This window comes from Rhodobacter sp. P2_H5, from assembly GCF_056403335.1.
In genome coordinates this window covers 1-25,256 of sequence record NZ_JBFUFS010000034.1, presented here as the reverse complement: position 1 = coordinate 25,256, position 25,256 = coordinate 1, and the positions used below count along the sequence as shown (strand labels likewise).

The following is a 25,256-nucleotide window of genomic DNA, read 5'->3' as shown; positions in this document are numbered from 1 at the left end:
GCTGGACCGCGGTGAGGCTGGCGACAACGTCGGCGTTCTGCTGCGCGGCATCGACCGTGAAGGCGTGGAACGTGGCCAGGTGCTGTGCAAGCCGAAGTCGGTTTCGCCCCACACCAAGTTCGAAGCCGAGGCCTATATCCTGACCAAGGAAGAAGGCGGCCGTCACACGCCGTTCTTTGCGAACTACCGTCCGCAATTCTACTTCCGCACTACCGACGTGACCGGCACTGTTGAGCTGCCGGCCGGCACCGAGATGGTGATGCCGGGCGACAACCTGAAGTTCAACGTCTCGCTGATCGCGCCGATCGCCATGGAAGAGAAGCTCCGCTTCGCCATCCGTGAAGGTGGCCGCACGGTTGGGGCTGGGGTCGTCTCCAAAATCATCGAGTGATGATTTTGGACACTCTCGGCGTCGCCGGCGTGGTGTCGAAGATCATCGAGTGATCTCCGAGGAGATGGGCAAATTGCCCATCCTACGGAAAAGGCCGCCCTTCGGGGCGGCCTTTGTCATTCCAGCCGGGCGGCGACCTGGGCGGTGACCGCGGCATCCTTCAGGTCGGCGGCCAGTTGCACCGCCTCGGCCCCTTGCCCGGTCGCCGCCATCACCGGGGCCAGACCCTCGCGCAGAAGGGTTGTGAGGATCCTGGCGTCGGGAAGCGGTTGCAGCAGGGCGAGGGTCGCCTGCGCGCCTTCGACGTCGCCCACCCGCAGCTGCGCCTCCCCAAGGCTGTAGAACAGTTCCGCCTGCTCCTCGCGCGGGAAAAGGGCCACGAGGGCCGCGCCGCGGGCGGGATCGTGGTCAAGCCCCGCGTCAAGCGCCTGCATCACGGCGATGTCGCGATGCCAGTGCTTGACCTTCGTCAGAAGCGCATGCGCGGTGGTAATGTCGCCCATCACCATCGAGACGGTTATTCTAGCCCGGAAGCCCGGCTGAAAACTGGGGAGCAAAGCGGCTGCCTGACCGTATTCCGGCGCAATCGCATCGGCCATGTGGGCCCCGGCACGGGCCCAGACCTCGATCAGCCCCTCTTTGGCAGGGTAGTCCAGCAGCGTCCTGTCGGCCAGATCGGGCCTGCGGGCCAGATCCAGGGCCGTGGCGACCTCTCCGGCGCGGGCATAGGCCAGCGCCAGGGCGGCAAACCCATTGGCCCTTTCCGCAGGATCGGTCCAGCCGGCGATCTCGGTCCGCGCGCCGCTGAGCGCCCCTTTGGCGAAGAGACCGGCCAGAAGGCGTTCGTGCGCCGGGTCCACGTCCAGGAACATACTGGCCTCCCGCAGGTTCGGGCGAGGGATCTCGGCTCCGCGCCCCCTGTCCAGTCGGGCGAATTTGGCCAGCGGGTCCGCCGGGGTGGACGCGACCTGCGCGCGGATGCGGGCGGCGAGCGCCAGTTCCGCCGGGCTGTCGTCTGCCTCGACCGGAAGTCCTGCCTTGCGGGACAGATCGGCCAGCGTCGCTTGCAGCCACCGGTCGGTGTCGGGCTTGTCCCCGAGCGGGCGACCGGACATCCACAACAAGGTTGCCGCAGACCGAAGCACCTGGTGGGCCAGGGCCGGGTCCGGCGTATCCTTCAGCAGCTGCGCCAGAAGGGCAGCCCTGGTTTGGCCAGCGTCTCCGGTCCCTTCCTCCTCCTGCAGAGCGGCAATGGCGAGCATGCCGGAGGCGTGGAGCGCGGGTCTTTCCTCCGCTTCGGCCTGCCGCAGCGCCATCTGAAAGACGCAAGCCCGCGTCGGCTGGGCCAGGCAATCCGGCGCAGCCGCGCCGGGCAAAGGCGCCAGGGCGAGGCAAAGGGCAAGGCGCATCCTCTTCACGGCGAAACCTTTCGCTGGGGGCTTGCCGCGATTAACCCCGCCGGAGTGCGAAACTTCAAGGGCCGATGCCCGGGAGCCCCGGTTTCCGCTTGCCCCCGCGCCGCCAGCGTCGCATCCAGAGGGGGACTGTAGGATGGGCAATCTGCCCATCTTCCCGAAAGGCTGACCCATGACCTGCGTGCTTTGCGCTGCCCCCGACGCCACAATCGTGACCCTTCCTCCCGGCGACGACGCGGCCCTGCTCTGCCCGACCTGTGCTGCCGCGCTGGCCGGCCAGATCACCCCCGGCCCACGCTGGCGTTGCCTGGGCGATGCGATCTGGGCGGCGGAGCCTGCGACCCAGATTGCCGCCTGGCGCCTGTTGAAGGCCCTGCCGCAGGAGGCCTGGGCGGTCGAACTTCTCGACAGCGTCTATCTGGAACCCGAGGTTCTGGCCCGCGCCGAAGCCGGGCTGTCCGAGGCCGACGCCTCGGTTGAGCATCGCGACAGCAATGGGGTGCTGCTGGCGCAGGGCGACACGGTGGTGCTGATCAAGGATCTGCCGGTCAAGGGCAGTTCGATGGTAGCCAAGCGCGGCACGGCGGTCCGCTCGATCCGGCTGGTGCGCGACAATGCCGGGCAGATCGAGGGGCGGGTCAATGACCAGACCATCGTGATCCTGACCCAATACGTCAAGAAAAGCTGAAGCCCTTCAGCGCGGCCGGATCGCCACGTCCTGCATCTCGGCCAGGCTGAGGAACAGCATCCGGTCGTCCGGGCCGCGCAGGAAGGTCTGGATCAGGCCCTCCGACGCGCCGATCCGGGCCTGCACCGCGTCGCCGTCCTCGACATTGCCATAGTAAAACGCCCGACGGTGCGCCGCGAGGCGGGGGGTGGCGCCGCGCCCGTGGCGCCATTCCGCGGCGCGGGCGATGCGGACGAAGTTCTTGAAATACATGAAATCCGCCGTGTTGAAATCCTGCAACCGGTTGACCTCGTGCATCATCGCCAGCGTTTCCGGCACGGGCGTCGTCTTGGCCGCGTGATGGGCATCGAGCCAGTCGTCCACGGCCCCGGGCGCCAGATCCGCGGCCTGCCAGATGTCGCGGACCTTGGAGAATTTCTTGTTCGACCCCGCCGCATCGCGCCGGATGAAGCTGGTCAGCAGGCGCACCTCCATCCGCATCACACCGCCGACCAGAAAGCGGGTGACCCCGATCGCATGGGGCTTGCGGATCGCCTCAAGGCTGGTTTCGGTGGCCACGAGGTCATCTTCCAGCACCGGATTTTCCAGATCGCTGCGGATCTCGAGCGCCATCACCGCGCCATACATCCGCACCCCCGCCCCGTCGAGCCATTGGGCGGGCGGTTTGCCCAGGCTCTCCGCCAGAAGCGCCCAGGTGCCCTCCAGCGCGTAGGCCAGGGCCCAATCTTCGGCCAGGGTGTGGATGTCCAGTTGCGGCAGGCCGGCGGTGAACTGTCTTTTCAGGGTCATTCGATCTCCTCCCCGTCAAACGGGGCATCGGTCAGCGCCGCCCGCATGAAGCCGAATTGCCCGATATCCTCGATCGGGCTGTGCAGGATCCGCGCGAGGCCCGCGCCGTAAAAGGCCGCGAAGGCAGCGTCGGATTCGGCGCTGTCCATGCCGGGGCCCATCTGCGGGCCTTCGGTGATCTCGAGGGCGAGCCTGCCGTCGCGCTGCAGACTGCGGGCGAAAAACAGGGTGGAGGGGGCCACCCGCGCCAGAGCCGCCCCGCCCACGGCGACACGGAACCTTGTGCCTTCGACATCGACCTCGGTCGCCGCCGTTCCGGTGGCGCCGTCGGGCAGGAGGATCACCAGATGCGGCTCGCTGCGGATCTTGCGGGCGAGTTTCATGAAGGCCAGCGTCACCACCGAAGCATCGCGCAGGGTGGGCACCCAGAGCATGTCCGGCCGTGGCACATGGCTGTGGGCGAAGATCGCCTTGGGTCCGGGAATCTCGGCGAATTTGGAAAAGCGGATGCCGGACCCGGCATGGGCCATCAGAAGGATCGCGTTGCGCCCGGCCTTTCGGGCGGCGATCAGCGGGGTCGGGTCCCAGGTGATCTCCTCGCGGACATAGCGGTCGTGGTAGGCGATGATCTGCGCCGCCCCCGGCGTGCCGGCCGGGGCAAGGCGGGCCTTCATGTCGGCCTCGTAGAGAAAGACCGCGCGCCGCGCCGCCGCTTCCTGCGCGATCAGCCGGGCCTGCGCCTCGGCCAGGGTGATCCCCTGCGCCCGCAAGACCGGCGCGAGCAGGTTTTCGCCATAGGCCGCGGGGTTGGGCGGCATCAGGAACTCTCCCGCGCCGTCGCGCACCCAATCCCCAGGCGCCTCGGGCAACGGCCCCCAGAGCGCCGGCTTGACCTTGCAGGCATCGCCCAGCCACCAGCCCATGCCAAAGCGCGAGGTGGCCGCCGACAGGATCGCGTTGCGCGCCTCGGCCACCCTTGGCTGGCGCAGCAGCGCCTCCAGCCCGGTCGCCAGAAGCAAGACCTCGCCCATCAGGCTGTAGATCTGCATCCGCAGCATCTGCAGGGGCATGCGCTGGCGCAGCCGGGGCGGCACCGCGCCGATCACGCGGCAGGCCGAGCCCACGTCGCGCCGCACCAGAAAGCCGCGCGCCACCCGGACCAGAAGCTGCGTCAGTTCCTGATCCGTGGCATCGCTTCCGGCAAACTCCGGCTGGGCCAGAGCCTCGGCCAGGGCGGCGCGGATCTGCGCGTCGTCATGGGGCAGCGACAGCACCGCCTCGGCGGTCTTTGGCCTGAAAACGCGGTCGGGCATCTTGGACTGGCCTTTCGCCTGAACTCGGCTAAACATCGGAATTGAAAAAAATGAAGGAATCACCGTGGATTGGTCAGAGTTTGCCGCAATTTTTGTCCGCCACGCAAGGGCAGAGGCCGGGCTGGTCGGCGGGGTTTCGCCGGGTACCATCCTGTTCGGGGACGGGCTCAACCTGTCGTCGGTTGCCTTTCTGGAGAGCATTCTCGAAATCGAGGAGGAGACCGGGCAGGAGATCGACATGGAGGGTCTGGACCCCGGGATCCGCACGGCGGGCCAGCTGTTCACCCGGCTGTTCCCGACCGAACCGCTCCCCACAGGACCGCTGGCTTCCGGTCAGAATCCCTGAAGCGCCGCCCGCGCCCTCTTGACGTGCCCGGCGCGCTGGTTTACCTCGCCCGCAGGCCTAGGAGTTTAGCTCAGTTGGTAGAGCATCGGTCTCCAAAACCGAGGGTCGTGGGTTCGAGTCCCCCAACTCCTGCCAACCTTGCCGGTTGGCCCGCCGCTTGCCCGATTGTTTCAGCCTTACACTTCCGCGCCAGCGGGTTGGAAAATCGCGGCTGAATGCGCATATTCCTGCCAGACACAGGAGAACGCCCATGACCTATACCAAATCTCCCGACCGTATCGCCGCCCTGACGCCGGAACAGTTCCGCGTCACCCAGCAGAACGGCACCGAACGCCCCGGCACCGGCGTCTATCTCGATAACCACGAGCCGGGCATCTACGTCGACATCGTCTCGGGCGAGCCCTTGTTCGCCTCGGCCGACAAGTTCGAAAGCGGCTGTGGCTGGCCCAGCTTCACCAAGCCGATCGAGCCCGCCCATGTCGCAGAACTGCGCGACGTGACCCATGGCATGATCCGGACCGAGGTCCGCTCGGCCCATGGTGACAGCCATCTCGGCCACGTCTTCCCCGATGGCCCGCGCGATCGCGGCGGGTTGCGCTATTGCATCAACTCAGCCTCGCTGCGCTTCGTCCACCGCGACGACATGGAGGCCGAGGGCTATGGCGCCTACCTGACCCAGGTCGAAGACCGCTGAGCAATAGGCGGCCCCGCGATCGCCGGGGCCGCGCCGCAAATTTTGCAGCGCTTGAATTCTTCGGGCCAACCGCGTATCTGCGACCAGTCCTTATAGAGCGGAGCCCGAAGATGGCCACGACCAACCCGATGCAGTTCATCCAACAGGTGCGGACCGAGGTCGGCAAGGTGGCCTGGCCCTCGCGCCGCGAAGTGGTGCTGACCACGGTCATGGTCTTTGTCATGGCCGCCCTGACCGCCACCTTCTTCAGCCTCATCGACGTGCTGATCAAGTTCGGCCTGACCTATGTGCTGAGCGCCTTCCACTGAAATCCGCCGGGCGGTTTTTCGGCCGGGCGATTTTCCTTGAAAAAAGGTGATCGGAAGGCTATCCCGCCGCAGGTTCGAGGGACATTCGGCGCGCAGCGATTCGGCGGCGCGCTGTTTTTTGTTCCCTCGCGCGGGTTCCCGCGCATAATGAAGACGTCTCCGGCACGGGCCGGGGCAAGAATAAGGTGGACGAGGCATGGCCAAGCGCTGGTATTCGGTATCCGTTCTCTCGAATTTCGAGAAGAAAGTGGCCGAGCAGATCCGGACCGCCGTGTCGGAAGCCGGTCTGGAAGATGAAATTGACGAAGTGCTGGTGCCCACCGAAGAGGTGATCGAGGTGCGGCGCGGCAAAAAAGTGTCCTCCGAGCGGCGCTTCATGCCCGGCTATGTGCTGGTGCGGATGGAAATGTCGAGCCGGGGTTACCACCTGATCTCGTCGATCAACCGGGTGACCGGGTTCCTCGGCCCGCAGGGCAAGCCGATGCCGATGCGCGATGCCGAAGTGAACGGCATCCTGAACCGCGTCGAAGAGGGCGAGGCTGCACCGCGCAACCTGATCCGCTACGACATCGGCGAAAAGGTCAAGGTCACCGACGGCCCCTTCGAGGGCTTCGATGGCATGGTCGAGGAAGTGGACGAGGCGCACAGCCGCCTGAAAGTGTCCGTCTCGATCTTCGGACGGGCAACCCCCGTCGAACTGGAATTCACCCAGGTGTCGAAAGGCATCTGAGTGCATCGCGTGGGAGGCGAGCGCCGGGGCTGAGGCTCAGGTGACGGACCGGACCACTAAACCGCGACCCTTGCCGAATGAGCGGCGGGCGCAGTGAAAAAGGAGAGGCCACATGGCCAAGAAGATTATCGGCAGCCTGAAGCTGCAAGTGAAAGCGGGCCAAGCGAACCCGTCCCCGCCGGTCGGTCCGGCGCTGGGTCAGCGCGGTCTGAACATCATGGCCTTCGTGAAGGAATTCAACGCGAAGACCGCTGACATTCCCCCGGGCACGCCCACCCCGGTCATCATCACCTACTATCAGGACAAGTCCTTCAGCCTGGAGCTCAAGACCGCTCCGGCGTCGTTCCTCCTGAAGCAGGCTGCTGGTCTGCCGCAAGTCGGCAAGCGCAACCGCGCCAAGGGTTCGGTCAAGCCGGGCCACGTGGTCGCAGGTTCCGTCTCGGTCGCACAGATCCGCAAGATCGCTGAAACCAAGATGAAAGATCTCAACGCCAATTCCGTCGAAGCGGCAATGAGCATCATCCTGGGCTCCGCACGGTCCTGCGGCATCGAGATCAAGGGGTAAATCATGGCCAAGCTTGGAAAACGTACCCGCATCGCGCGGGAAGCCTTCGTCGGCAAATCCGCAGTGGCCGTCGAAGCCGCTGTCGCCCTGATCAAATCCGCAGCCTCGGCCAAGTTCGACGAGACGCTGGAAATCGCGCTGAACCTCGGCGTTGACCCGCGTCACGCCGACCAGATGGTCCGTGGCGTCGTGCAGCTGCCGAACGGCACCGGCAAGACCGTCCGCGTCGCCGTCTTCGCCCGTGGCGCCAAGGCTGACGAAGCCCGCGCCGCTGGTGCGGATATCGTCGGCGCCGAAGACCTGATGGAAACCATCCAGTCCGGCAAGATCGAGTTCGACCGTTGCATCGCAACCCCGGACCTGATGCCGCTGGTCGGCCGTCTCGGCAAGATCCTCGGGCCGCGCAACCTGATGCCGAACCCGAAGGTCGGCACCGTGACGATGGACGTGAAAACCGCCGTCGCCGCCGCCAAGGGTGGTGAAGTGCAGTTCAAGGTCGAAAAAGCCGGCGTCATCCACGCAGGCATCGGCAAGATCTCGTTCTCGGACGACAAGCTGGCCGAAAACGTCCGCGCTTTCGTGGAAGCTGTCAGCCGCGCCAAACCGGCCGGCGCCAAGGGCACCTACCTGAAGAAAGTGTCGCTGTCCTCGACCATGGGCCCGGGCGTTTCGCTCGACCTGGCTTCGGCCACCGCGCGCTGAACCGCTGAGGTTTCAAGATCGGCCCCCGGCAGCCTGGCTGTCGGGGGCCTTTTCTTTTGCTGGGGCAGGTTTGGCGGATGCAAGCCGTTCCGGGCTTGAAAGCCGGCGCCAGGCAACCCAAGTACAAATTCTCGCTTATATTGTGGCATCTGTCCGCCTGAGCTTGTGAAAGCGGGGGTGCAATGCGGGTAAAAAGCTGGTATAAGGGCCGCGTTGGGTGACACGATGTTCACACCTGACCCCTGCCGTGACGGAAGGCGCATCTTTGATTGCGCCCGTCCGGTGTTCCTTGTAATGACATAACTTGTTCTTGCCGCGTGATTCGTCACGGGGCTGGGACGTGCTTTGTCCGAGACGGTGGGTGCCTTCGCAAGAAAGCTTAATTTCCCTCCTGAGATGGAGTTCGAACCGATTTCACCGGGGCTTACGCCTTGGCCGTCTGCAGGCTCGGAAGACATCATGGACCCGACGCCCCAGGGATTCTTGGGGCACACATGAGCCGGGGGGAAACCCCCAACCTTGGAGTAAAACTGTGGATAGAGCCCAGAAAGAGAATGTGGTCGACGAACTCGGCCAGATCTTCGCAAGCTCTGGCGTTGTCGTGGTCGCCCACTACACCGGTATGACAGTTGCTCAGATGCAGACCCTGCGCGCCAAAATGCGCGAAGTGAACGGGTCGGTGCGCGTCGCCAAGAACAAGCTCGCCAAGATCGCCCTTGAAGGGAAGCCCGGCGTCAAAATGGGCAACCTTCTCACGGGCATGACCGTGATGGCCTATTCGGAAGACCCCGTCGCTGCGGCGAAGGTCTGCGAAGCCTATGCCAAGACCAACGACAAGTTCGTTATTCTTGGCGGGGCAATGGGCGACACGGTTCTGGACTCGGCCGGTGTCAAAGCCGTGGCCGCCATGCCGTCGCGTGAGGAGCTTATCGCTTCGATCGTGGCTTGCCTTGGTGCGCCCGCCTCTGCCATCGCCGGTGCCATTGGTGCGCCTGCCTCCGCGATCGCAAGCATCCTCACCACCATCGAGGAGCGGCTTGCCGCCTGAAGCAATTGGTAACCGGGTGTGGATTGTCCTCGCCTCGTTAGAACCCCATCTCAAACCTTACGGAACATAAAATGGCCGATCTGAACAAACTCGCCGAAGACATCGTTGGTCTGACCCTCCTGCAAGCTCAGGAACTGAAGACCATCCTGAAAGACAAATACGGCATCGAGCCGGCTGCCGGTGGCGCCGTCATGATGGCTGCCGGCCCCGCCGCAGCTGCCGAAGTTGTCGAAGAAAAGACCGAATTTGACGTCGTTCTGACCGAAGCTGGTCCGAACAAGATCAACGTCATCAAAGAAGTCCGCGCCATCACCGGCCTGGGCCTGAAAGAAGCCAAGGACCTCGTCGAGGCCGGCGGCAAGGTCAAGGAACAAGCCTCCAAGGCTGACGCCGAAGCCATGAAGAAGAAGCTCGAAGAGGCTGGCGCCAAAGTCGAGCTGAAGTAATCCAAAGCCGGGGGCAACCTCGGACAGGATTTGCAAGCAGGGTCGGGAGTTTTCCCGGCCCTGCTCTGCGCGTCTCTGGCCTGCCTATGCAGGCCAAGTGCGCGTCTTGAAAGGTGCTTTTGCGTAAAGCCTCTTTCCAGGCGCGGTGATGGTTCGGGAGCTGCCCTAAGGGATGGGCGGCATGAATGGAACCACTACCCCCTATCGCCCGAGTGGCGCGACCGTGGCCCGACGGAAGCGCGCACTTTGATGATGAAAGGTTACGACGAGCATGGCGCAAGCTTACGTTGGTCAAAAACGTGTCCGCCGGTATTACGGCAAAATCCGCGAAGTCCTGGAGATGCCGAACCTGATCGAGGTGCAGAAAAGCTCCTACGATCTGTTCCTGCGTTCGGGCGAGGGCGACAAGCCGCTGGATGACGAAGGTATCCAGGGCACGTTCCAATCGGTGTTCCCGATCAAGGATTTCAACGAAACCGCAGTGCTGGAATTCGTCAAGTACGAGCTGGAAAAGCCCAAGTACGACGTTGACGAGTGCATGCAGCGCGACCTGACCTATGCCGCACCCCTGAAGGTGACGCTGCGCCTGATCGTGTTTGATGTCGACGAGGCAACGGGCGCCCGGTCGGTCAAGGACATCAAGGAACAAGACGTCTACATGGGCGACATGCCCCTGATGACCCTGAACGGCACCTTCATCGTGAACGGCACCGAGCGTGTCATCGTGTCTCAGATGCACCGCTCGCCGGGCGTGTTCTTCGACCACGACAAGGGCAAGACCCACTCCTCGGGCAAACTGCTGTTCGCCTGCCGGATCATTCCCTACCGCGGTTCCTGGCTCGACTTCGAATTCGACGCCAAGGACATCGTCTTCGCGCGCATCGACCGCCGCCGCAAACTGCCGGTGACGACGCTGCTTTATGCGATGGGCATGGACCAGGAAGGCATCATGGATGCCTACTACGAGACCGTGATGTTCAATCACGTCAAGAACAAGGGCTGGATCTCCAAGTTCTTCCCCAAGCGTCTGTCGGGCACCCGTCCGACCTATGATCTGGTCGATGCCGCCACCGGCGAAGTGATGCTGAAGGCCGGCGAAAAAGTGACGCCGAAGATGGCGAACACCTGGGGCAAGGAAGGCAAGATCACCGAGCTGCTGCTGCCCTTCGACATGATCGTGGGCCGCTACGTCTCGAAAGACATCATCAACGAAGAGACCGGCGAGATCTGGGTCGAAGCTGGTGATGAGCTGACGATGGAGTATGACCGTGACGGCAACGTCAAGGGCGGCTCGCTGAAAGTCCTGCTCGACCAAGGCATTACCGAGATTCCGGTTCTGGATATCGACAATGTCAACGTCGGCCCCTACATGCGCAACACGATGGCGGTGGACAAGAACATGGGCCGCGACACCGCGCTCATGGACATCTACCGCGTGATGCGTCCGGGCGAACCGCCGACCGTTGAAGCGGCTTCGCAGCTCTTCGACACGCTGTTCTTCGACAAGGAACGCTATGACCTGTCCGCCGTGGGCCGGGTGAAAATGAACATGCGCCTGGACCTCGGCAAGCCCGACACCCAGCGCACGCTCGACCGCGAGGACATCGTGGCCTGCATCAAGGCCCTGACCGAACTGCGTGACGGCAAGGGCGAGATCGACGACATCGACCACCTCGGCAACCGCCGGGTGCGCTCGGTCGGCGAGCTGATGGAAAACCAGTACCGCGTCGGCCTGCTCCGCATGGAGCGCGCCATCAAGGAACGCATGTCCTCCGTCGAGATCGACACGATCATGCCGCAAGACCTGATCAACGCCAAACCGGCGGCGGCGGCGGTGCGTGAATTCTTCGGCTCCTCGCAGCTGTCGCAGTTCATGGACCAAACCAACCCGCTGTCCGAAGTGACGCACAAGCGTCGTCTGTCCGCCCTCGGGCCGGGCGGTCTGACCCGTGAGCGCGCCGGCTTCGAAGTGCGCGACGTGCACCCGACCCACTATGGCCGGATGTGCCCGATTGAAACGCCGGAAGGTCAGAACATCGGTCTGATCAACTCGCTGGCCACCTTTGCCCGCGTGAACAAGTATGGCTTCATCGAGACCCCGTACCGCAAGGTGATCGACAACAAGGTGACCGACGAGGTCGTCTACATGTCCGCCACCGAGGAAATGCGCCACACCGTCGCCCAGGCGAACGCGGCGCAGGATGCCGAAGGCCACTTCACCGACGACCTGATTTCCTCGCGGAAAGCAGGCGAATTCATGCTGAACCCGCCGGACGCGATCGACCTGATCGACGTCTCGCCGAAACAGCTTGTGTCGGTCGCAGCCTCGCTCATCCCGTTCCTCGAAAACGACGACGCCAACCGCGCCCTCATGGGCTCGAACATGCAACGTCAGGCGGTTCCCTTGCTGCAATCCGACGCGCCTTTCGTGGGCACCGGGATTGAAGCGGTTGTGGCGCGTGACTCGGGGGCGGCCATCATGGCCCGCCGCGCCGGTGTGATCGACCAGGTCGACGCGACGCGTATCGTTGTGCGCGCCACCGAGATGCTGGACCCGGCCGAACCGGGCGTGGACATCTACCGTCTGCGCAAGTTCAAGCGTTCCAACCAGTCGTCCTGCATCAACCAGCGTCCGCTGGTGAAGGTGGGCGATACCGTGGTGCGTGGCGAAGTGGTGGCCGACGGCCCCTGCACCGACATGGGCGAACTGGCCCTGGGCCGGAACGTCATCGTGGCCTTCATGCCGTGGAATGGCTACAACTACGAAGACTCGATCCTGATTTCGGAACGCATTCTGAAAGACGACGTGTTCACCTCGATCCACATCGAGGAATACGAAGTCGCAGCGCGCGATACCAAGCTCGGGCCGGAAGAAATCACCCGCGACATCCCGAACGTCGGTGAAGAAGCGCTGCGCAACCTCGACGAGGCTGGCATCGTCTACATCGGCGCCGAGGTTCAGCCGGGCGACATTCTGGTCGGCAAGATCACCCCCAAGGGTGAATCGCCGATGACCCCGGAAGAGAAGCTCCTCCGCGCCATCTTCGGCGAAAAGGCGTCCGACGTCCGCGATACCTCGCTGCGTCTGCCGCCCGGCGCCTATGGCACGATCGTCGAGGTTCGCGTCTTCAACCGTCATGGTGTCGACAAGGACGAACGCGCCGTGCAGATCGAACGCGAAGAGATCGACCGCCTGTCGCGCGACCGCGACGACGAGCTGACGATCCTGGAGCGCAACATCTACTCGCGCCTGAAGACCCTGATCATGGGCAAGACCGCTGTCAAAGGCCCGAAGGGCGTGAAGGCTGGCTCGACCATCGACGAAGAGCTGATCGGCACCCTGTCCAAGGGTCAGTGGTGGCAGTTGGCTCTGGCGGAAGAGTCGGATGCCAAGGATGTCGAAGCCCTGCACGACCAGTTCGAAGCGCAGAAACGCGCGCTCGACAACCGTTTTGACGACAAGGTCGAAAAGGTCCGTCGCGGCGACGATCTGCCTCCGGGTGTGATGAAGATGGTCAAGGTCTTCGTCGCGGTGAAGCGCAAGCTGCAACCGGGCGACAAGATGGCCGGTCGTCACGGCAACAAGGGGGTTATCTCCAAGGTGGTTCCGGTCGAGGATATGCCTTTCCTCGCCGATGGCACCGCGGTGGACCTGGTTCTGAACCCGCTCGGCGTGCCGAGCCGGATGAACGTGGGTCAGATCCTCGAGACGCATATGGGTTGGGCCGCGCGCGGTCTGGGTCTGAAGATCGACGAAGCGCTGAAGGACTATCGCCGTCACGGCGACATGACCCCGGTGCGGGAGGCGATGCGTCTGGCTTATGGCGACGAGACCTATGAAGAAGCCTTCGCCGACCGTTCCGAGGCCGATTTCCTTGAACTCGCGGGCAACGTGACCCGCGGCGTTCCGATCGCCTCGCCGGTCTTCGACGGCGCCAAGGAACTGGATGTCAACGATGCGCTGACCCGCGCGGGCTTTGACACTTCGGGCCAGTCGGTGGTCTTCGACGGCCGTTCGGGCGAGCAATTCGCCCGCAAGGTCACGGTGGGCGTGAAGTACATGCTGAAACTCCACCACCTGGTGGACGACAAGCTGCACGCCCGTTCGACCGGTCCGTACTCGCTGGTTACCCAACAGCCGCTGGGTGGTAAGGCGCAGTTCGGTGGTCAGCGTCTGGGGGAAATGGAGGTCTGGGCTCTGGAAGCTTACGGCGCCGCCTATACCCTGCAGGAAATGCTGACCGTGAAGTCGGATGACGTGGCAGGCCGGACCAAGGTCTACGAAAGCATCGTCAAGGGTGAGGACAACTTCGAAGCCGGCGTGCCGGAATCGTTCAACGTCCTCGTCAAGGAAGTGCGCGGCCTCGGCCTCAACATGGAACTCCTGGATGCGGAGGAGGAATAAGGCACGAATTTTCTGCGAAAATTCGGGCGCCGTGATTTTTCGCAGAAAAATCGTGGCGCCAGCCTCCTCCCCCGCCGCCCCCATTCTTAGGAATTGAAATGAACCAGGAACTGTCGACCAACCCGTTCAATCCGGTTGCTCCCGTCAAGACCTTTGACGAGATCAAGATCTCTCTGGCCTCGCCCGAGCGGATCCTGTCTTGGTCCTATGGCGAGATCAAAAAGCCGGAAACCATCAACTACCGGACCTTCAAACCCGAGCGCGACGGTCTGTTCTGCGCCCGGATCTTCGGGCCGATCAAAGACTACGAATGCCTCTGCGGCAAATACAAGCGCATGAAATATCGCGGCGTCGTCTGCGAAAAATGCGGCGTGGAAGTCACCCTGCAAAAGGTGCGCCGCGAGCGGATGGGCCATATCGAGCTCGCCGCCCCGGTTGCGCATATCTGGTTCCTGAAATCACTGCCCTCGCGCATCGGTCTCATGCTGGACATGACCCTGCGGGATCTGGAACGCATCCTCTACTTCGAAAACTATGTGGTGATCGAGCCGGGTCTCACCGACCTCAGCTATTGCCAGATGCTGACCGAAGAAGAATATCTCGACGCGCAGGACCAGTACGGCGCTGACGCTTTCACCGCCAACATCGGCGCTGAAGCGATCCGCGAAATGCTGGTCGCGATCGATCTGGATTCGCTGGCCGAGCAACTCCGCGCTGACCTCAAGGAAGCGACGGGCGAGCTGAAGCCGAAGAAGATCATCAAGCGTCTGAAGATCGTCGAGCATTTCCTGGAATCCGGCAACCGTCCGGAGTGGATGGTCTTGACCGTGCTTCCGGTCATCCCGCCGGAACTGCGTCCGCTGGTGCCGCTGGATGGCGGCCGCTTTGCAACCTCCGACCTCAACGACCTGTACCGCCGCGTCATCAACCGCAACAACCGACTGAAGCGGCTGATCGAACTGCGTGCGCCCGACATCATCGTGCGCAACGAAAAGCGGATGCTGCAGGAAGCCGTTGACGCCCTCTTTGACAACGGCCGTCGTGGCCGCGTCATCACCGGCACCAACAAGCGCCCGCTGAAATCGCTGTCCGACATGCTCAAGGGCAAGCAGGGCCGTTTCCGTCAGAACCTGCTCGGCAAGCGCGTCGACTTCTCGGGTCGTTCGGTCATCGTGACCGGGCCGGAGCTGAAGCTGCACCAGTGCGGTTTGCCGAAGAAGATGGCGTTGGAGCTGTTCAAGCCCTTCATCTACTCGCGTCTGGAAGCCAAGGGTCTGTCTTCGACCGTCAAGCAAGCCAAGAAGCTGGTGGAAAAAGAGCGCCCCGAGGTCTGGGATATCCTGGATGAAGTCATCCGCGAACACCCGGTGCTTCTGAACCGCGCGCCGACGCTGCACCGTCTGGGCATCCAGGCGTTTGAGCCGATCCTGATCGAAGGCAAGGCGATCCAGCTGCACCCGCTGGTCTGCTCGGCCTTCAACGCCGACTTCGACGGCGACCAGATGGCGGTCCACGTTCCCCTCTCGCTGGAAGCCCAGCTTGAGGCCCGCGTTCTGATGATGTCGACGAACAACGTTCTGTCGCCCGCCAACGGCGCGCCGATCATTGTTCCGTCGCAGGACATGGTTCTGGGCATCTATTACGTCACGATGGAGCGCAAAGGCATGGTCGGCGAGGGCATGGCCTTCACCGATATCGACGAAGTCGAACATGCCCTGGCCTCGGGCGCCGTTCACCTGCACTCGAAGATCAAGGCGCGTCTGCGTCAGGTCGACGAAGAGGGCAACATCGTCTGGAAGCGTTTTGATACGACCCCCGGCCGTCTGCGCCTGGGAAATATTATGCCGCTCAATGCCAAGGCGCCGTTTGACCTGGTCAACCGTCTCCTTCGCAAGAAGGACGTGCAGTCGGTCATCGACACCGTCTACCGTTATTGCGGTCAGAAAGAGTCGGTGATCTTCTGTGACCAGATCATGGGTCTGGGCTTCAAGGAGGCTTTCCGTGCCGGTATCTCCTTCGGCAAGGACGACATGCTGATCCCGGATTCGAAATGGCCGATCGTCAACGAAGTGCGCGATCAGGTGAAAGAGTTCGAACAGCAGTACATGGACGGCCTGATCACCCAGGGCGAGAAGTACAACAAGGTGGTCGACGCCTGGTCCAAGTGCTCGGACAAGGTCGCGGCCGACATGATGTCCGCCATCTCTGCCGTCAAATACGACGCGGTGGGTGCGGAAATGGAACCGAACTCGGTTTACATGATGTCGCACTCCGGGGCCCGGGGTTCGCCAGCGCAGATGAAGCAGCTGGGCGGCATGCGCGGTCTGATGGCCAAGCCTTCGGGCGAGATCATCGAAACGCCGATCATCTCGAACTTCAAGGAAGGTCTGACCGTGTTGGAGTACTTCAACTCCACCCACGGCGCCCGTAAGGGTCTGGCCGATACCGCGCTGAAGACGGCAAACTCGGGTTACCTGACCCGCCGTCTGGTGGACGTCGCACAGGACTGCATCGTGCGTTCGCACGATTGCGGCACCGAACGTGCGATCACCGCCGACGTCGCCGTCAATGACGGTGAAGTCGTCCAATCCCTGGCCGAGCGTGTGCTGGGCCGTGTCGCTGCCGATGACATCATCATCCCGGCGACCGGCGAAGTGGTTGTGGGCAAGGGTGAACTGATCGACGAACGCCGTGCCGACCTGATCCATCAGGCGGGCATCGTGACCGCGCGCATCCGTTCGCCGCTGACCTGCGAAGCCGAAGAGGGCGTCTGCGCCATGTGCTATGGCCGTGACCTCGCTCGCGGTACTCTGGTCAACCAGGGTGAAGCTGTCGGCATCATCGCCGCACAGTCGATCGGTGAACCCGGCACGCAGCTGACGATGCGGACCTTCCACATCGGCGGCATCGCGCAGGGCGGTCAACAGTCCTTCCTCGAAGCCTCCCAAGAGGGCAAGATCGAGTTCCGCAACGCCAACCTCTTGTCCAACGTCTCGGGCGAGCAGATTGTCGTCGGCCGGAACATGTCGATCGCGATCCTCGACGAGGCGGGCGCGGACCGGGCGGTGCACAAGCTGACCTATGGTGCGAAACTGCACGTCAAGGACGGCCAGATGGTCAAACGCGGCAACAAGCTGTTCGAATGGGACCCCTATACCCTGCCGATCATCGCCGAAAAGACCGGTGTGGCGCGGTTCAAGGACCTCATCTCGGGCATCTCCGTCCGCGAGGATACCGACGAAGCGACCGGCATGACCCAGAAGATTGTCTCCGACTGGCGCTCGGCCCCCAAGGGCAACGAGCTGAAGCCGGAAGTGATCGTCATGGACCCGGCCACCGGCGAACCGGTGCGCTCGGAAACCGGCAACCCGATCTCCTACCCGATGTCGGTGGACGCCATTCTGTCCGTCGAAGACGGTCAGGAGATTCGCCCCGGCGACGTTGTGGCGCGTATTCCGCGCGAAGGTGCCAAGACCAAGGACATCACCGGGGGGCTGCCCCGCGTGGCCGAATTGTTCGAAGCCCGTCGCCCGAAGGATCACGCGATCATCGCGGAAACCGATGGCTATGTCCGCTTCGGCAAAGACTACAAGAACAAGCGCCGCATCACCGTTGAACCGGTCGATGAGACGCTGACGGCGGTCGAGTACATGATCCCGAAGGGCAAGCACATTCCGGTTCAGGAAGGCGACTTCGTCCAGAAGGGGGATTACATCATGGACGGCAACCCGGCTCCGCACGATATCCTGCGGATCCTGGGGGTCGAGGCGCTTGCCAACTACATGATCGACGAAGTGCAGGACGTGTACCGTCTGCAAGGCGTGAAGATCAACGACAAGCACATCGAAGTCATCGTTCGCCAGATGCTGCAGAAGTTCGAGATCCTGGACTCGGGCGAGACGACGCTCTTGAAGGGCGAGAACGTCGACAAGGCCGAACTGGATGAAGCCAACGAAAAGGCCAATGCACGCGGTCTGCGCGCTGCCGTGGCCGAGCCGATCCTGCTCGGGATCACCAAGGCGTCGCTGCAAACCCGCAGCTTCATCTCGGCGGCCTCGTTCCAGGAAACCACGCGGGTGCTGACCGAGGCTTCGGTTCAGGGCAAGCGCGACAAGCTCGTCGGCCTGAAAGAGAACGTCATCGTGGGTCGTCTGATCCCGGCCGGCACCGGTGGTGCCACCAGCCGCGTGAAGAAGATCGCGACCGACCGCGACCAGACCGTGATCGAAGCCCGCAAGTCCGAGGCCGAAGCGGCCGCTGCCCTGGCAGCCCCGCTCGCGGTGATGGACATGGGCGACGACCGCGACTCCGGTCTGGTTGACACCATCGAAAGCCGCGGCGAATAATCCGCCCGGACTGAAAACACTGGCCCCCTGCCTGCGAAGGTGGGGGGCTTTTCCTTGTGGCGGCCTGGCATGACCCTTTCGGACAATTCCCGCGGCATCCTTCTGATGTGCGCCTCGATGCTGGCCTTCACGCTGAACGATACTTTCGTCAAAGCGGTGACCGGCGGCGGTCTGCCCCTGTTCCAGACCATCCTTCTGCGCGGCCTTGCTGCCACGGCGGGGCTTCTGGTCATCGCCGCGCGCACGCCGGGCGGCTTCAACCTGATGCCGAAGGGCAGGGACCGCGTGCTTTTGTCCCTGCGCACCCTGGGCGAGATTTCGGCCACCCTGACTTTTCTGGTCGCCCTGACCCATATGCCTTTGGCCAACCTCTCCGCCATCATGCAGTCGCTGCCCCTGGCGGTGACCCTTTCGGCGGCGCTCCTGTTGAAAATGCCGATCGGCTGGCGCCGGCTGAGTGCCATTCTGGTCGGTTTTGTCGGCGTCCTCTTGATCATCCGCCCTGGCGCCGCCGATTTTGATCGCTGGTCGGTGCTTGGCCTCGCCTCGGTCGCCTGCGTGGTGCTGCGCGATCTGTCGACCAAGGGGTTTTCCGCCAAGCTGCCCTCGACCACCGGGGCGATCTGGGCGGCTTGCGCCGTGACGGCGATGGGGGCCTTGGGCGTGGCCGTCGAGGGCTGGCAGGCGGTCACCGTGACCCAGCTGGCTCAGACTACCGCGGCGGCCTGTTTCCTGATCGTCGGCTATCTGTGCGCGATCTCGGTGATGCGGGTCGGCGATCTGGCGCTGGTCGCCCCCTTCCGCTATACCTCGCTGCTCTTTGCGATCATCCTCGGCTGGACGCTGTTTGGCACCTTGCCCGACGCGATGACCCTGGCCGGCGGAGCCGTGGTGGTGATTTCCGGCATCTATGTCATCTTGCGTGAACGCAAAGCACGAAATGTGCCAAGGGCATGAATTGCCAGGCGCTAACAGCTGCACTATATGGCAGGCAACAGGGGCAAGGGTCATGACCAACATATCTGTCGTCATTCCGGCCCGCAACGAGGCCGAGAACATTGGCTCTTTGGTGCAAGCCATTGATACGGCCCTGAAATCCCATGCTCCGATCGAGATCATCGTCGTTGACGACGGCTCGACCGACGGGACGGCAGCCGCCGTCCACGCCCTGGGCATCCCCCATGTCCGCCTGTTGCGCCACGCCACCTCGGCCGGGCAGAGCGCTGCCGTTCACACCGGCGTGATTGCGGCCACCGCCCCCGTGATCTGCACGCTGGACGGCGACGGCCAGAACCCGCCGGAGGAGCTGCCCCGTCTGGTCGCTCCCCTTCTCGCCGATGCGGCGGGCCGGATCGGTCTGGTGGCGGGCCAAAGGGTCAAGCGCCAGGACACCTGGTCGAAGAAACTCGCCTCGCGCCTGGCCAATGGCTTGCGCGGCTGGCTGTTGAAGGACGGCACCCGCGACACCGGCTGCGGCCTGAAAGCCTTCCGGCGCGAGCCTTTCATGGCGCTCCCCTATTTCGACCACATGCATCGCTATCTTCCGGCGCTTTTCGCGCGCGATGGCTGGCAGGTCGCCCATGTCGACGTCAGCCACCGCGCCCGCGTGGCCGGGGCGTCGAATTATTCCAACCTGCAACGGGCCCTGGTCGGCGCTGTGGACCTGCTGGGCGTCGCCTGGCTCTTGCGCCGCCGCAAGAAGGCGAAAGCCCTGCCCGAGGAGCGGTAATGCACACGATTCTGTCCCTGATGCATGTCGAAACCTCGGCGGATGCGCTGTGGGTCATCGTGGGCCTGCTGGGCCAGCTGATGTTCACCGGGCGCTTCATCGTCCAATGGATCGCTTCCGAAAAGGCGGGGCGCTCGGTGGTGCCGATTGCCTTCTGGTATTTCAGCATCCTCGGCGGGCTCATCGTGTTGGCCTACGGGTTGCGCAAGCTTGACCCGGTGATCATCCTGGGCCAGCTGCCGGGGACGGTGATCTACTCGCGTAATCTCTGGCTGATCTACAAGGAAAAGCGCCGTGTCGTCAGCTGAGGATCGGGGCTGGCTGCCCGCCGCGCTGACCATCGTCGGGATCATCACGGGGTTGCGGTTGATCCTTCTGGCCTTCAACCGCACCGACCTTTTCGTGGACGAGGCGCAATACTGGCTCTGGGGCCAGCATTTCGCCTTCGGCTATTTCTCCAAACCGCCGCTGATCGCCTGGCTGATCGGCGGGGTGACCGGGCTCGTGCATTCCGATGCCGTGTTCTGGATCCGGATGCCGGGGTCGATCCTGCATGGGGCGACGGCGCTGATCCTTGCGGCGCTGGCCGCGCGGATCGGCGGACGGCAGGCGGCAATCTGGACTGCGGCGGGCTATGTGACCCTGCCGATGGTCGCGCTTGGCAGCCTGCTGATTTCCACCGACACCGTGCTGGCCCCCTTCTTCGCGGCGGGTCTGTTCTTCTACCATCGTCTGATGGCCGAGCATCGGCTGCGTGATGCGCTGCTGGTTGGCGTGATGGCGGGCATCGCCTGCCTGGCCAAATATGCCGGCGTCTATCTTCTGGCCGGGATCGCCGTGGCCGCGCTGTGCAACCGCGATCTGCGGCCCCGCGTGAAAGAGGCCCTGCTGATCCTGCTGGCCTGGGCAGCTTTCGTGGCGCCCAATGTGGCCTGGAACCTGACCAACGGCCTGTCCACGCTGAACCACACCGGCCAGAACATCGGCTGGATCGAGCATGGCGACCTTTTCGACGAATTCGGCCTCGATGACCTGTTCGAGTTCTGGTTCAGCCAGCTTGCCGTGGTGGGCCCGGTGATGTTCGGCGCCTTCGTCCTCGGGATCCGGCGCTTCCGCAGGAACCCCTTCCTCGTGGCCTTCGCCTTCACCCCGATGGTCGTGGTCTCGGTTCAGGCGATCATGGATCAGGCGCTGGCGAATTGGGCGATCACCACCTATTTCGCAGGCACCGTTCTGGCCATGCTGGTGCTGGACCGCCACCCGCGCTGGCGCCTCGCCTCGCTGGTGATCAATGGCGCGGTCTCACTGGCCCTGCCGCTGCTGACCGTCTTCCCGAGCCTTGGGCCAGAGGGCAAACCCCTGCTGCAACGCTATCTCGGCCGCGCCGCGATGAGCGAAGAGATCATGGGCCTGGCGCGCGCATCCGGCGCAGTGCCGATCGTGACCGACAACCGCGACGTGCTGGCCGACCTGTTCTATACCGGGCGCGGCCAGGATCTGCGCTTCTTCTCGACGCCGCCGCTGGGCAAGCCCAAGACCCATTATGAGCAATCCTACCCGCTGCCCGCCGATCTGACCGGCGCGGTGCTGCTGGTGACCGAGGTCAAACCGGCCTGCGCCATGTCGGTCCAGCCGCTGACCCTGTCGGGCACGGCCTACCGCAAGACCACGCTCGCCGCCTATCTGGTCGCGGCGGACTGCGCCCGCCAGGTCCACGCCGCGTCGGGCGGCTAGGCGCGCAAGGTCGCCCGAAATGGCAACGCGCCCAAGCGCTGTTGACTTCCCAAGCGATTCCCCCTATCAGCCGCCTACCTCTGCCACGGGTCCGCCCTGACCGAGGTTATGACATTGGAACTGGTCATGATCCGGGTGTTCAGCCCCGATCCTCTGGAATTCCGCCGCACCGCACCCGCGTTGGGGGCGACTGCGGTTTTGGCATTTTGCGATAGGCGCAAGATGACATGTCGAGAAGTGGCGCATCATGGCTTGATGCGAGTATTGACAGAGCAACACGAGGAACGTGCATGCCGACTATTCAACAGCTGATCCGCAAACCGCGGGAGGCACCAGTCCGGAAGTCCAAGTCCCAGCACTTGGAATCCTGCCCCCAAAAGCGCGGCGTCTGCACCCGCGTTTACACGACGACCCCGAAGAAGCCGAACTCCGCTATGCGGAAAGTCGCCAAAGTGCGTCTGACCAACAGCTTCGAAGTCATCTGCTACATCCCCGGCGAAAAGCACAACCTGCAAGAACACTCGGTTGTTCTGATCCGCGGCGGCCGTATCAAAGACTTGCCCGGCGTGCGTTACCACATCCTCCGCGGCGTCCTCGACACGCAAGGCGTCAAGGAACGCCGTCAGCGTCGTTCGAAGTATGGCGCCAAGCGTCCGAAGTGAGGAGATAAAGCATGTCCCGTCGTCACGCCGCTGAGAAGCGCGAAATTCTGCCCGATGCCAAGTATGGTGACCGGGTTCTGACCAAGTTCATGAACAACCTGATGCTCGACGGCAAGAAGTCGGTCGCAGAAGGCATCGTTTATGGCGCCCTTGACCGCGTTCAGACCCGTCTGAAGCGCGAACCGATCCAGGCTTTCCACGAAGCGCTGGACAATGTGAAACCCTCCGTCGAAGTGCGTTCGCGCCGCGTCGGTGGTGCAACCTACCAGGTTCCGGTCGAAGTCCGGACCGAGCGCCGCGAAGCTCTGGCGATCCGTTGGGTCATCACCGCTGCCCGCAAGCGCAACGAGAACACGATGGAAGAACGTCTGGCTGCTGAACTGTCCGACGCGGTGAACAACCGTGGCACGGCCGTGAAGAAGCGTGAAGACACCCACAAGATGGCCGACGCAAACAAAGCGTTCAGCCATTATCGCTGGTAAGGTGGCATCATGGCACGCGAATATGCGCTGAATCGCTACCGGAACTTCGGGATCATTGCCCACATCGACGCGGGCAAGACCACGACGACCGAGCGGATCCTGTATTACACAGGCAAGACCCACAAGATCGGGGAAGTCCACGATGGCGCCGCCACCATGGACTGGATGGAGCAAGAGCAAGAGCGTGGCATCACGATCACCTCGGCTGCCACCACGACCTTCTGGCAGCGCCAGATCGATTCCGACAACCACTCGTCGGATGACAAGTACCGCTTCAACATCATCGACACCCCCGGCCACGTCGACTTCACCATCGAAGTCGAACGTTCGCTGGCCGTGCTCGACGGTGCCGTGGTTCTGCTCGACGGCAACGCCGGTGTCGAACCCCAGACCGAAACCGTGTGGCGTCAGGCTGACCGCTACAAGGTTCCGCGGATCGTGTTCGTCAACAAGATGGACAAGACCGGCGCTGACTTCATGAACTGCGTCAAGATGATCGCCGACCGTACCGGCGCTGTCCCGATGCCGATCCAACTGCCGATCGGTGCCGAAGACAAGCTGGAAGGCATCATCGACCTGATCACCATGGAAGAATGGGTCTATCAGGGCGAAGACCTCGGCGCGTCCTGGGTCCGCCAACCGATCCGCGAAAGCCTGAAGGCCGAAGCTGACAAGTGGCGCTACAACATGCTCGAACTGGCCGTCGGCCAGGACGACGAGGCCATGGAAGCCTATCTCGAAGGCAACGAGCCTGACGAAGCCACGCTGCGCAAGCTGATCCGCAAGGGTACGCTGGCCATCGAGTTCGTCCCGGTTCTCGCCGGCTCCGCGTTCAAGAACAAGGGCGTCCAGCCCATGCTCAACGCCGTGATCGACTTCCTGCCCGACCCGCTCGACGTGCCGGCCTATCTGGGCTTCGCACCGGGCGACGAGACGGAAACCCGCAACATCTCCCGCTCGGCGGATGATGCGCAACCCTTCTCGGGTCTGGCGTTCAAGATCATGAACGACCCCTTCATGGGCACCCTGACCTTCACCCGGATCTATTCGGGCCAGGTCAAGAAGGGCGACCAGCTGGTCAACTCGACCAAGGGCCGCAAAGAGCGCGTTGGCCGTATGGTCATGATGCACGCCAACAAGCAGGAAGAAATCGGTGAAGCTTTCGCCGGTGACATCATGGCTTTGGCGGGTCTGAAGGAAACCACCACGGGGGACACGCTGTGCGACCCGAACCATCAGGTGGTTCTGGAAACCATGACCTTCCCGACCCCGGTCATCGAAATCGCCGTGGAACCCAAGACCAAGGCCGACCAGGAGAAGATGGGCATCGCCCTCGCTCGCCTGGCTGCCGAAGATCCGTCGTTCCGCGTCGAAACCGATATCGAATCGGGCCAGACGATCATGAAGGGCATGGGCGAACTTCACCTCGACATCCTCGTTGACCGTATGCGTCGCGAGTTCAAGGTCGAGGCGAACATCGGTGCGCCGCAGGTGGCCTACCGTGAGACGATCTCGCGCGAAGCCGAAATCGACTATACCCACAAGAAGCAGACCGGTGGTACGGGCCAATTCGCCCGCGTCAAGCTGATCATCACCCCCACCGAGCCGGGCGAAGGTTACTCCTTCGAATCCAAGATCGTTGGTGGTGCGGTGCCGAAGGAATATATCCCCGGCGTCGAAAAGGGCATCAAGTCCGTCATGGACTCGGGTCCGCTGGCTGGCTTCCCGGTGATCGACTTCAAGGTGGCGCTGGTTGACGGTGCTTTCCACGACGTTGACTCCTCGGTCCTCGCCTTCGAAATCGCGGCCCGTGCCGGGATGCGTGAAGGCATGAAGAAGGCCGGTGCCAAGCTCTTGGAACCGATCATGAAAGTCGAAGTCGTCACCCCGGAAGAATACACCGGCGGCGTCATCGGCGACCTGACCTCGCGTCGGGGCATGATCAACGGCCAGGACAGCCGCGGCAACGCGAACGTCATCGCCGCCATGGTCCCCTTGGCCAACATGTTCGGCTATATCAACACCCTGCGCTCGATGACCTCGGGCCGGGCCGTGTTCTCGATGTCCTTCGACCATTACGACGCCGTGCCGCAGAACATCTCGGACGAGATCCAGAAGAAATACGCTTAACCGGTGTGGCGGGGGTTACCCCGCCCTACCACCCCGTAGGGTGGGGTTTACCCCACCGCAACCGCACGAAACAGGAGCACCCAAATGGGTAAGGCAAAGTTTGAACGGAACAAGCCGCACGTCAACATCGGCACGATCGGCCACGTTGACCACGGCAAGACGACGCTGACCGCTGCGATCACCAAGTATTTCGGCGAATTCCGCGCTTACGACCAAATCGACGGCGCGCCGGAAGAGCGGGCCCGTGGCATCACGATCTCGACCGCCCACGTCGAATACGAGACCGAAGCCCGCCACTACGCCCACGTCGACTGCCCCGGCCACGCTGACTAT

At 63.2% G+C, this 25,256-nt stretch carries 23 protein-coding genes and 1 tRNA gene; 21 read left to right on the top strand and 3 right to left on the bottom strand.

Annotation, left to right across the window (positions count from 1 at the left end):
- Positions 1 to 391: EF-Tu C-terminal domain-related protein (locus tag AC1DVR_RS22860; RefSeq protein ID WP_478002934.1), on the top strand; the 391-nt coding region annotated here is incomplete at its 5' end.
- 116 nt (positions 392 to 507) lie between these two features.
- On the opposite strand, the gene AC1DVR_RS22855 is transcribed toward AC1DVR_RS22860, so the two are convergent.
- A complete protein-coding gene (locus AC1DVR_RS22855; RefSeq protein ID WP_478002933.1) occupies positions 508 to 1,800 on the bottom strand; it encodes a hypothetical protein in 1,293 nt (430 codons plus the stop codon).
- Positions 1,801 to 2,017: 217 nt separating this feature from the next.
- Between AC1DVR_RS22855 and AC1DVR_RS22850 the strand changes: the two genes are divergently transcribed.
- Positions 2,018 to 2,494: an alkylphosphonate utilization protein gene (locus tag AC1DVR_RS22850; protein WP_478002932.1), complete on the top strand. Its 477-nt coding sequence runs from the start codon at positions 2,018 to 2,020 to the stop codon at positions 2,492 to 2,494.
- Positions 2,495 to 2,500: 6 nt separating this feature from the next.
- Here the strand turns inward: AC1DVR_RS22850 and AC1DVR_RS22845 are convergent, their stop codons facing one another.
- Complete coding sequence (locus tag AC1DVR_RS22845; RefSeq protein WP_478002931.1) at positions 2,501 to 3,283, bottom strand: LnmK family bifunctional acyltransferase/decarboxylase; 783 nt, start codon at positions 3,281 to 3,283, stop codon at positions 2,501 to 2,503.
- Positions 3,280 to 4,596: a hypothetical protein gene (locus AC1DVR_RS22840; protein WP_478002930.1), complete on the bottom strand. Its 1,317-nt coding sequence runs from the start codon at positions 4,594 to 4,596 to the stop codon at positions 3,280 to 3,282. Before AC1DVR_RS22840 ends, AC1DVR_RS22845 begins: the two co-directional genes overlap by 4 nt.
- 64 nt (positions 4,597 to 4,660) lie before the next feature.
- Here AC1DVR_RS22840 and AC1DVR_RS22835 point away from each other — a divergent pair, with 64 nt between their 5' ends.
- The 19 genes from AC1DVR_RS22835 to AC1DVR_RS22745 form a co-directional block, all read left to right on the top strand.
- Entirely contained in the window at positions 4,661 to 4,942 is a 282-nt protein-coding gene (locus AC1DVR_RS22835; RefSeq protein ID WP_478002929.1) for an acyl carrier protein, read from the top strand.
- A gap of 59 nt (positions 4,943 to 5,001) precedes the next feature.
- Positions 5,002 to 5,077, top strand: a tRNA-Trp gene (locus AC1DVR_RS22830).
- A gap of 115 nt (positions 5,078 to 5,192) precedes the next feature.
- Positions 5,193 to 5,636, top strand: coding sequence for a peptide-methionine (R)-S-oxide reductase MsrB (gene msrB / locus AC1DVR_RS22825; protein WP_478002928.1), 444 nt, complete (start codon positions 5,193 to 5,195; stop codon positions 5,634 to 5,636).
- A gap of 110 nt (positions 5,637 to 5,746) precedes the next feature.
- A complete protein-coding gene (gene secE / locus AC1DVR_RS22820) occupies positions 5,747 to 5,944 on the top strand; it encodes a preprotein translocase subunit SecE (RefSeq protein ID WP_478002927.1) in 198 nt (65 codons plus the stop codon).
- Between the two features lie 196 nt (positions 5,945 to 6,140).
- On the top strand, positions 6,141 to 6,674 hold the full coding sequence (nusG, locus tag AC1DVR_RS22815) for a transcription termination/antitermination protein NusG (protein ID WP_478002926.1): 534 nt from the start codon (positions 6,141 to 6,143) through the stop codon (positions 6,672 to 6,674).
- 112 nt (positions 6,675 to 6,786) lie between these two features.
- Positions 6,787 to 7,239 carry a 50S ribosomal protein L11 gene (gene rplK, locus AC1DVR_RS22810; protein ID WP_478002925.1) on the top strand — a complete coding sequence of 151 codons (453 nt, stop codon included), beginning with the start codon at positions 6,787 to 6,789 and terminating at the stop codon, positions 7,237 to 7,239.
- 3 nt (positions 7,240 to 7,242) lie between these two features.
- Positions 7,243 to 7,941: a 50S ribosomal protein L1 gene (gene rplA, locus AC1DVR_RS22805; protein ID WP_478002924.1), complete on the top strand. Its 699-nt coding sequence runs from the start codon at positions 7,243 to 7,245 to the stop codon at positions 7,939 to 7,941.
- A gap of 532 nt (positions 7,942 to 8,473) precedes the next feature.
- Positions 8,474 to 8,989: a 50S ribosomal protein L10 gene (gene rplJ / locus AC1DVR_RS22800; RefSeq protein WP_478002923.1), complete on the top strand. Its 516-nt coding sequence runs from the start codon at positions 8,474 to 8,476 to the stop codon at positions 8,987 to 8,989.
- A 71-nt stretch (positions 8,990 to 9,060) separates the two neighbouring features.
- Positions 9,061 to 9,435, top strand: a complete 375-nt coding sequence (gene rplL, locus AC1DVR_RS22795) for a 50S ribosomal protein L7/L12 (RefSeq protein ID WP_478002922.1) — start codon at positions 9,061 to 9,063, stop codon at positions 9,433 to 9,435.
- Positions 9,436 to 9,706: 271 nt separating this feature from the next.
- Positions 9,707 to 13,840 (top strand): DNA-directed RNA polymerase subunit beta, encoded by a 4,134-nt coding sequence (rpoB, locus tag AC1DVR_RS22790; protein WP_478002921.1) that lies wholly within the window; start codon positions 9,707 to 9,709, stop codon positions 13,838 to 13,840.
- A gap of 98 nt (positions 13,841 to 13,938) precedes the next feature.
- Positions 13,939 to 18,186, top strand: a complete 4,248-nt coding sequence (gene rpoC / locus AC1DVR_RS22785) for a DNA-directed RNA polymerase subunit beta' (protein ID WP_478002920.1) — start codon at positions 13,939 to 13,941, stop codon at positions 18,184 to 18,186.
- A gap of 69 nt (positions 18,187 to 18,255) precedes the next feature.
- Positions 18,256 to 19,143, top strand: a complete 888-nt coding sequence (locus AC1DVR_RS22780) for a DMT family transporter (RefSeq protein ID WP_478002919.1) — start codon at positions 18,256 to 18,258, stop codon at positions 19,141 to 19,143.
- Between the two features lie 52 nt (positions 19,144 to 19,195).
- Positions 19,196 to 19,915 carry a glycosyltransferase family 2 protein gene (locus AC1DVR_RS22775; protein ID WP_478002918.1) on the top strand — a complete coding sequence of 240 codons (720 nt, stop codon included), beginning with the start codon at positions 19,196 to 19,198 and terminating at the stop codon, positions 19,913 to 19,915.
- Entirely contained in the window at positions 19,915 to 20,223 is a 309-nt protein-coding gene (locus tag AC1DVR_RS22770; RefSeq protein WP_478002917.1) for a lipid-A-disaccharide synthase N-terminal domain-containing protein, read from the top strand. Before AC1DVR_RS22775 ends, AC1DVR_RS22770 begins: the two co-directional genes overlap by 1 nt.
- The gene (locus AC1DVR_RS22765) at positions 20,210 to 21,649 is read left to right on the top strand and encodes an ArnT family glycosyltransferase (RefSeq protein WP_478002916.1); all 1,440 of its coding nucleotides are present in this window, start codon (positions 20,210 to 20,212) and stop codon (positions 21,647 to 21,649) included. Before AC1DVR_RS22770 ends, AC1DVR_RS22765 begins: the two co-directional genes overlap by 14 nt.
- Before the next feature lie 290 nt (positions 21,650 to 21,939).
- Positions 21,940 to 22,311: a 30S ribosomal protein S12 gene (gene rpsL, locus AC1DVR_RS22760; RefSeq protein ID WP_478002915.1), complete on the top strand. Its 372-nt coding sequence runs from the start codon at positions 21,940 to 21,942 to the stop codon at positions 22,309 to 22,311.
- A gap of 11 nt (positions 22,312 to 22,322) precedes the next feature.
- Entirely contained in the window at positions 22,323 to 22,793 is a 471-nt protein-coding gene (gene rpsG, locus AC1DVR_RS22755; protein ID WP_478002914.1) for a 30S ribosomal protein S7, read from the top strand.
- 9 nt (positions 22,794 to 22,802) lie between these two features.
- Complete coding sequence (gene fusA / locus AC1DVR_RS22750; protein ID WP_478002913.1) at positions 22,803 to 24,923, top strand: elongation factor G; 2,121 nt, start codon at positions 22,803 to 22,805, stop codon at positions 24,921 to 24,923.
- 84 nt (positions 24,924 to 25,007) lie between these two features.
- A partial coding sequence (locus AC1DVR_RS22745; protein ID WP_478002912.1) for a GTP-binding protein occupies positions 25,008 to 25,256 on the top strand: 249 nt, incomplete at its 3' end.

Coding starts and splice junctions, on each gene's coding strand:
- AC1DVR_RS22855 (WP_478002933.1), bottom strand. CDS start 1,800: ATGCGCCTTGCCCTTTGCCTCGCCCTGGCGCCTTTGCCCGGCGCGGCT.
- AC1DVR_RS22845 (WP_478002931.1), bottom strand. CDS start 3,283: ATGACCCTGAAAAGACAGTTCACCGCCGGCCTGCCGCAACTGGACATC.
- AC1DVR_RS22840 (WP_478002930.1), bottom strand. CDS start 4,596: ATGCCCGACCGCGTTTTCAGGCCAAAGACCGCCGAGGCGGTGCTGTCG.
- msrB (WP_478002928.1), top strand. CDS start 5,193: ATGACCTATACCAAATCTCCCGACCGTATCGCCGCCCTGACGCCGGAA.
- secE (WP_478002927.1), top strand. CDS start 5,747: ATGGCCACGACCAACCCGATGCAGTTCATCCAACAGGTGCGGACCGAG.
- nusG (WP_478002926.1), top strand. CDS start 6,141: ATGGCCAAGCGCTGGTATTCGGTATCCGTTCTCTCGAATTTCGAGAAG.
- rplK (WP_478002925.1), top strand. CDS start 6,787: ATGGCCAAGAAGATTATCGGCAGCCTGAAGCTGCAAGTGAAAGCGGGC.
- rplA (WP_478002924.1), top strand. CDS start 7,243: ATGGCCAAGCTTGGAAAACGTACCCGCATCGCGCGGGAAGCCTTCGTC.
- rplL (WP_478002922.1), top strand. CDS start 9,061: ATGGCCGATCTGAACAAACTCGCCGAAGACATCGTTGGTCTGACCCTC.
- rpoB (WP_478002921.1), top strand. CDS start 9,707: ATGGCGCAAGCTTACGTTGGTCAAAAACGTGTCCGCCGGTATTACGGC.
- rpoC (WP_478002920.1), top strand. CDS start 13,939: ATGAACCAGGAACTGTCGACCAACCCGTTCAATCCGGTTGCTCCCGTC.
- AC1DVR_RS22780 (WP_478002919.1), top strand. CDS start 18,256: ATGACCCTTTCGGACAATTCCCGCGGCATCCTTCTGATGTGCGCCTCG.
- AC1DVR_RS22775 (WP_478002918.1), top strand. CDS start 19,196: ATGACCAACATATCTGTCGTCATTCCGGCCCGCAACGAGGCCGAGAAC.
- AC1DVR_RS22770 (WP_478002917.1), top strand. CDS start 19,915: ATGCACACGATTCTGTCCCTGATGCATGTCGAAACCTCGGCGGATGCG.
- rpsL (WP_478002915.1), top strand. CDS start 21,940: ATGCCGACTATTCAACAGCTGATCCGCAAACCGCGGGAGGCACCAGTC.
- rpsG (WP_478002914.1), top strand. CDS start 22,323: ATGTCCCGTCGTCACGCCGCTGAGAAGCGCGAAATTCTGCCCGATGCC.
- fusA (WP_478002913.1), top strand. CDS start 22,803: ATGGCACGCGAATATGCGCTGAATCGCTACCGGAACTTCGGGATCATT.